Below are 6,837 nucleotides of genomic sequence, written 5' to 3' on the forward strand. Positions count from 1 at the left end.
CAAACTGTAGCCCATGTGGTTGAAGTGGTAAAAGAACACGGTATGAAAACGATCTTTTTCGAAGAGTTGATCAACGATAACGTCTCTCAAACGATTGCCAAAGAGACGGGTGCCAAGGCAGTCCCTCTCCAACCGCTGGAAAATATTAGTCAAGATGAGTTAAAATCACATCAAACGTATCTCTCACTTATGCGAGAGAATTTGAAAAAATTACGAGAAGCGATGGAGTGCCGTTGAAGTTTTCCCCCAGCCTTTTTGAAGTGAACAACCTCAACTTTGAGCGGCAGGGGAATTTGGTTCTTAAAAACGGAACGTTTAAAATTCTACCAGGTGAGTATTGCGCCATTATCGGTCCCAACGGCGGAGGGAAAACGACCCTTGTTCGTCTTTTGCTAGGTCTTGAAAAACCGACATCGGGTGCAATCACACTCTTTGGTACGCCTCAAAATCGGTTTCGAGATTGGAACCGTATCGGGTATGTCCCACAACGCTCCGCCTTAGTGGATGGCTCTTTTCCCGCCACCGTGCGCGAAGTAGTAGGAATGGGACGCTACGCCAAACGGGGGATTTTCGGATTCGAATCCGTCGAAGATAAAGCCGCGATTGCTGAAGCGATGGAGTTAATGGGGGTATCGGATTTATCGAATCGTCTTATCGGAAACCTCTCCGGCGGTCAGCGTCAGCGAGTGATGATCGCTCGCGCCCTCGCCTCTAACCCCGACGTTTTGATAGTCGATGAACCCAACACGGGGGTTGATGTCGAATCTCAGCACCGTTTTTATGAGCTTCTTCGTACCCTCAACCGTACCAAAAAACTCTCGATCCTCTTTATCACTCACGATATCGGAGTGATTGCTGAGGACATTACCCGCGTTTTATTTGTCAATCAAACAGTACTTATTTCCCAAAATCCTGCCGAAATGATCCGATGTGATGAGATGAGCCGACTCTATGGCACACCGTCGCATGTCGTGTGTCATAACCATTAAAGGGGGAAAATGATGTTAGAAATGCTTGATTATCCCTTTATGCAACGCGCCTTTGTCGCGGGGTTAATGATCGCCGTACTCGCATCGCTCAGCGGTTCGTTTATTGTCCTTCGTCGTTACTCTCTTCTCAGCGAAACATTAGCCCATGTTTCATTGGTCGGTGTCGCCGTCGGATTGCTCTTTGGGATGAGTCCGTTATGGATGGCGGTGTTAGCCTCCTTGGTCGCCTCATGGCTGATTGAGTATTTGCGCAGTGTTCATGGAATGTACTCTGATTCGGTGCTCGCCATTTTCCTCTCAGGTTCCCTCGCCCTCGCTATCGTGATCGTCTCATTGGCGGGATCATTTAACGCGTCGCTCTTTAGTTATCTTTTCGGCTCGATCCTCTCGGTCAGTACACAGGATTTATGGGTGATGGGGATTTTCGGCTCTATGGCGATGGCACTGTTGATCGCTTTTTTCAAAGAGCTTTATTTTATCGCGTTCGATGAAGATGTCGCCCGTGCAGGGGGGATTCGCGTCACCCTCCTCAACTTCATGCTCGTCAGTGTTATCGCCGTTATCATCGCCCTCTCGATTCGCGTCGTCGGAACCCTTTTGATCGGAGCGTTGATGGTGATTCCTCCCGTTGCCGCGATCCGATTCGGGATGGGTTTTTATCCGACAACCCTCCTCTCTATGGCGATTGCATTGATTTCGGTCGTGATCGGGCTCAGTGCATCGTATCTCTTTTCACTCCCCAGCGGTGCGGCTATTGTCTTGTGCCTCTTGGTCATCTTTATCATCGCATTGGTCATTAACCGCCGATGAGTAATGCGTGTCATGAGTTTTCCCGCTATGCGGCGGAGTACGGCAGTCGTAATGTCATCCAGCGTCTCGTCGCCGATAAACTAATCACCTCTACAGAGCCTCATCCACGCCGTATTTTGGACTTGGGATGCGGAAACGGAACCCTCTTCTCGTTGATCGATTGGGATGTTGAACGTTTTGTCGGTGTCGATTTCTCTGATTCTATGCTTTCCCATCATTCCGTATTCCCGAATGTCGAGTTGATCTTGGGGGATTTCAACGACCCTGCATTGTTTGAGAGAGTGGGTGGTGAGCACTATGATCGTATCTACTCCGCTTCGGCGTTACAGTGGGCGGAGGATTTGGAGCGCGTTATAGAGTCTCTCGCCTCGCTCAACACCCCGATGTCATTGGCGATTTTCACTGCAGGCACCTTTAAAACTTTGCATGAATGTGCCGGAGTCATTCCATTGCTTCGGACGAGTGATGAGGTGATGGCGATCGCTGAGAAACATTTGGATGCGCAGTTTGAAGTTGTACACTATACATTAGAATTTGATTCGGTGCGGGAGATGTTTCGCTATATCAAGCGAAGCGGAGTGAGCGGTGGACGAAGAGTTCTCGATTTTTCGCAGACGAAACGGCTGATGGAGACGTATCCGTTGAACTATCTCGAATTTGAAGTGGTGTTTATTACAACCCCATCTCACTAAAAAGCGGTCTATCTTCTACCGCTTCATTCATACATTTCTCTTTTAGCTCTTCCAACATTGTATAGATAGTTCCCTCTTTGGCAGGGCAGAGTGAGAGCATATCTTCTAACAGACATCCAAACGCTCGCACTTCGATTCTCTCGAACTCTTTGCGGTGGGGTTCATAAAAACTTGCTGCTCCGAAATCCCCCAGATAGCAGTGGTCATCGTCATTGATAAGGATGTTGTGGGCGTAGAGGTCGCCGTGCATGAGTCCTCTCGCGTGCAGGTGGGCGGCGGCGGATGCGATCCCTTTTGCTACTTGGAGGATGCTTTCAGGGCTGAAAGTGGTTTCTTCTGTAAACGTATCGCGCGTGCAGGTCTCAAAATCGGGTGGAAACCCTAGATTACGATAAACATTCGGGATGTATTCGAGTACCAGACCCAGACGCTCATCCCCCGCTAATTTTGAGAGGACTTTGATGAGGTTCGGATGCTCACCTGTACTCATAGTGGCATTCATCTCATCGTGCGCGTATCCGTCACTTGTGATGGCACCTTTGAACACTTTTAGGGCAATGGGCTGTTCATGTTCTTTTGAGTAGGCTTTGTAAATATCTCCCGAAGCCCCTGAACCCAATTTCTCTTTGACCTCTAACGACTCATACGCGATCTCTTGAAGCCCAAACTGAGCCTTTGGACTGCACGGATTCCCCGAAAATGCGAGCCATGAGAGTTTTGGTAGATTCCACAGCCATGCGGGGATATCTTGGAGCCTATTAGCTGAGAGGCGGAGGAGTTCGAGGTTTCGGCATTGTGCCATCTCCTCGGGAAGCTTGTCGATACGGTTGCCGGCAAGGGGAAATTTTTGGAGTTTGGTGAGTTTTCCGATAGAACGGGGGAGTGTTTTGAGGCGGTTATCGGTCAAAATTAGCCAGTTGATCTCCAGCGGGAGGATATCTTCGTCAAATTCTTCGAGTTGATTTCCTTTAAAGCCTAACATTGTGAGATTGTTACATCCACTAAAAGAAGGGAGTCTGGTAAAAGAGTTATAGGAAAAAAAAGCAATTTTTAGTTTTTTGAGCCTGCTGATATCTTCGGGGAGGGAAGATAGGCGATTGTTGCTCAGATCCAAAATCTCAAGAGTATCGGCGAGATCAAATATCTCTTCAGGAAACGATGTTAGGTCTTCACTGAGCGTTAGTCGTTTGATCCCTTTGAGTTCACCGGAGCGTAATTGTGCCAATGTTTGCATAAAGCCCTTTTCAAAACAGTTAGTGTCGGAATTTTACCGATATTTGAACTAAAGCGTTATACTATCCCTATTATATAGAATTACAAAGTAGGAGAATATGATGGTGGGGATCGAAAAATACGATAATCTAAAAGAGGTTATCCCTAATCTTATGCCGGTACTTCGCGATGCGATTCAATCGGAATTTCTGGAAATCAAAAAGATCAACAAAGAGTGTGAGAAATACATTGCTTCATGCAGCCATTTTCCCGAACTCGTAAAAGCCGAATATGTTATTTTTTCTCAACATATAAAAAAGAATGAGCATAAGTATGAAATGTTTGTTTTTATCGACGCAGAGGGGAATATCGTCCGCCATGTCACCGGAGCGGAAATGGAACTGTACGGTCTCCTTGACTCTTGTGCGAATCTACATGTCTCCGAAGAGTATGTGGAGAAACAAACGCATTGTCACGAGAGTGAATGCCGCCATTGATTCATTAACTCAAGTAAGCGTTTTTAAAACCCCATTCGCCGCAAATACTCCGCTTGCAAACGAGGCGGTTAATAGATACCCCCCAGTCGGTGCATCCCAATCGAGCATTTCACCTGCACAAAAGACATTTGGCAGGGCGTGAAGCATAAGACTCTCACTCATAGACTCCCGCATCACCCCTCCTGCGGTACTAATTGCTTCATCGATAGGTTGCATTCCATGTAGAGTTATGGGACATTGTTTAACCCATTTTGCAACACTACGTGGATCATTCCATTGGTTTTTGGGCAATAGCTCACGGATAAGTGCCCCTTTAACCCTATCCAATCCCGCTTTTCGCCACGTATTATCGCGTGAGTGTTTAGCGGATGAGGTGAGACGGACTATTAACTGCTCTTTCGTGATATGGGGCAATAGGTCTAAATAAAGTGTTGCCGAACCTTGCGCCATAATCTCTTCTCGCAGTGGACGCGACAGAGCATAGACCAATCCCCCTTCGATTCCATAGGTGGTTAAAACGGCTTCAGAGGAGCTGATGTGATCTTTGTGATTTCCCACCCAACCCGATATGTTTTTTAACGGTTTCCCTAAATGGGGTTGTAAAAACGGAGACCATGTCGCTTTAAATCCGCAGTTGGACGGGAGCAGAGGATTGACCTTTACACCATTGTCCTCCAAAATACTCACCCACGCTCCATCCGAACCCAGACTCGCCCAGCTTCCGCCACCCAAAGCCAGAATCGTTGCATCGGCTTTTACGATTATTTCACCATCCCTGCAACTAAATCGTAAAGAGCCCTCATCACTAAACCCCTGCCAGTAATGGCGATAATGAACACGAACCCCCCGTTTTTTCAACGAAGAGAGCCAACGGCGCAACAGCGGTGCCGCTTTCATCTCGGTAGGGAAAACCCGTCCCGATGTTCCGACGAACGAATCCACACCCAAACTCTCCATCCATGCTCTGATCATAGTGGCATCAAAAGCTCGTATCATAGGCTCAATCCATTCCGGTTGATCATAACGACCGATGAAATCCTCTATCGGTTCACTGTGGGTAATGTTTAAACCGCCCTTGCCCGCCATGAGAAACTTTCTCCCCACAGAGGGTTTTGATTCATAAACATCGACACTCAACCCTGCACTAGACAAAACATCCGCCGCCATGAGTCCGGCCGCACCCGCTCCGATGATAACAATGTGCTTGTGATTCAATGATGCTCGTTACTAAGTTCTAGGACGTTTTTCTTTTCTAATGTATAGAGTTCGTAGCGGATCGTTTTAAACTGCTCGCTCAAAGCAGGCTCTACTATTTTGTAAAGCTCTTCTAAAACGCGTGAAGATTCTTGGGCTCTTTTGTAGTTTGCTATTATAATAGAAAGGAGATCGGTTCGATTCATCTCACTTTGCATCGTAGGACGGAGTACGTCATTGACACTATCGCGTGAGGCAAGGAGTGCTTCGATGGGTTCGATACGGCACAGATGGCGGAGATTTTTGAGCGAAGTGGAGCGTTCCTTGTCATTGTGAACATAGCGCGCTATATCCTCAATCACACGGATCCCCTCTTTGAGACGGTTGAGATTGGCATCCACCACCCGGAGGAGTTCCGGGGGTAGAGTGTTATTCGTCATTGCCACCGAAAATTCCGAAGAGTTGGAGCAATGCAGTAAAGATGTTGAGAAAATCGAGATACAACGCAAGTGCACCGTCGATAGGAGTCTCATAGTTTCCATTCATAATGTTCTGAGTATCATAAATAACCATGATGCTAAATAGTATTACAACCACGCCTGAAATAGCAACGTGCAAAATTGGATTACCAAGGAAGATATTTAAAATGGAAAAACCAACGATAACCAACATAGCAATCATTAACGGCTTACCATAACTAGTAAAGTCTTTGGTGGTTTTGATGGCATAAAAACTCATAGCACCAAAAACGACTGAGGTCATTGCAAACGCGTTACCGATAATAGTTGCTCCGCCACTCATTCCCAATGTACGTGCTAGCAATGGTGCCAACATCAAACCGGTCATAAAGACGAACCCAAACATAACCGCTAAATTAATACCGGGTTTGTGTTTAACAAAATGGAGTCCGATTAGAAAACCGATCTCTAGCGCAAACAACGGCCAAAAATAACTTGCAATAGTTCCAGCCATTGGAACACCAACATACGCACCGACTGCGCCTGCCATCATAGATGCGGCAAACAGTTTATACGTATCTTTAACAAACGTCACAATCTGCGCATCACCTCGGTGTGCGCTCTCGTAACCAAAAGCACCTTCTCGTGCGTATTCGCGATCATATAAAGCCATAGCTTTTTCCTTATAAGGGATTTTACAAAAGTGATTATACAAGAGTTTCATTAATGGTTCATATGAAATTGTAGGTAAGAAAAGGGCTTCAGAGAGGAAATGTGAGTAAAAAAGTTACAATTTTAGGGGTTTAAAATAAAAAATAAAAAGTTTTTGACATATTTTGCATATTTACTCGAATACCTCTTGACATTCATTAATAAATCCCCTATAATTCCCGTCCACAAACACTGGAAAGCCTTTAAAAGCCAACTAGATTTGAGTTTGAGATCATTGAAAACTAAGTAGGTTAAACGGTTCGAGACGGTGTCT

Annotated in this window: 9 protein-coding genes; 5 read left to right on the top strand and 4 right to left on the bottom strand. The window is 46.2% G+C overall.

Annotated features, from left to right (window positions below; genetic code table 11):
* From JZU62_RS08040 to JZU62_RS08055, 4 genes are all read left to right on the top strand, one after another.
* The coding region (locus JZU62_RS08040; RefSeq protein WP_295013635.1) for a zinc ABC transporter substrate-binding protein at nt 1-237 on the top strand (237 nt) is incomplete at its 5' end.
* Nucleotides 228-989 (top strand): metal ABC transporter ATP-binding protein, encoded by a 762-nt coding sequence (locus JZU62_RS08045; protein ID WP_365956628.1) that lies wholly within the window; start codon nt 228-230, stop codon nt 987-989. The genes JZU62_RS08040 and JZU62_RS08045, both read left to right, overlap by 10 nt.
* Before the next feature lie 9 nt (nt 990-998).
* Nucleotides 999-1,799 (top strand): metal ABC transporter permease, encoded by an 801-nt coding sequence (locus JZU62_RS08050; RefSeq protein ID WP_295013639.1) that lies wholly within the window; start codon nt 999-1,001, stop codon nt 1,797-1,799.
* The gene (locus tag JZU62_RS08055) at nt 1,796-2,491 is read left to right on the top strand and encodes a methyltransferase domain-containing protein (protein ID WP_295013641.1); all 696 of its coding nucleotides are present in this window, start codon (nt 1,796-1,798) and stop codon (nt 2,489-2,491) included. Before JZU62_RS08050 ends, JZU62_RS08055 begins: the two co-directional genes overlap by 4 nt.
* Here the strand turns inward: JZU62_RS08055 and JZU62_RS08060 are convergent.
* Complete coding sequence (locus JZU62_RS08060) at nt 2,472-3,725, bottom strand: protein kinase (RefSeq protein WP_295013643.1); 1,254 nt, start codon at nt 3,723-3,725, stop codon at nt 2,472-2,474. The two genes, JZU62_RS08055 and JZU62_RS08060, sit on opposite strands and share 20 nt — an antisense overlap.
* A 100-nt stretch (nt 3,726-3,825) precedes the next feature.
* Here JZU62_RS08060 and JZU62_RS08065 point away from each other — a divergent pair, with 100 nt between their 5' ends.
* On the top strand, nt 3,826-4,200 hold the full coding sequence (locus JZU62_RS08065; RefSeq protein ID WP_295013645.1) for a hypothetical protein: 375 nt from the start codon (nt 3,826-3,828) through the stop codon (nt 4,198-4,200).
* 9 nt (nt 4,201-4,209) lie between these two features.
* On the opposite strand, the gene JZU62_RS08070 is transcribed toward JZU62_RS08065, so the two are convergent.
* The 3 genes from JZU62_RS08070 to JZU62_RS08080 are packed head-to-tail and all read right to left on the bottom strand — an operon-like array spanning nt 4,210 to nt 6,525.
* Entirely contained in the window at nt 4,210-5,415 is a 1,206-nt protein-coding gene (locus JZU62_RS08070; protein WP_295013647.1) for a TIGR03862 family flavoprotein, read from the bottom strand.
* Nucleotides 5,412-5,834 carry a thiamine-phosphate pyrophosphorylase gene (locus tag JZU62_RS08075; protein ID WP_295013649.1) on the bottom strand — a complete coding sequence of 141 codons (423 nt, stop codon included), beginning with the start codon at nt 5,832-5,834 and terminating at the stop codon, nt 5,412-5,414. Before JZU62_RS08075 ends, JZU62_RS08070 begins: the two co-directional genes overlap by 4 nt.
* A complete protein-coding gene (locus JZU62_RS08080) occupies nt 5,824-6,525 on the bottom strand; it encodes a Bax inhibitor-1/YccA family protein (RefSeq protein WP_295013651.1) in 702 nt (233 codons plus the stop codon). Before JZU62_RS08080 ends, JZU62_RS08075 begins: the two co-directional genes overlap by 11 nt.
* Between the last annotated feature and the right edge of the window lie 312 nt (nt 6,526-6,837).

The sequence above is a fragment of the Sulfuricurvum sp. genome, assembly GCF_019163035.1.
Classification (GTDB): Bacteria; Campylobacterota; Campylobacteria; order Campylobacterales; family Sulfurimonadaceae; genus Sulfuricurvum.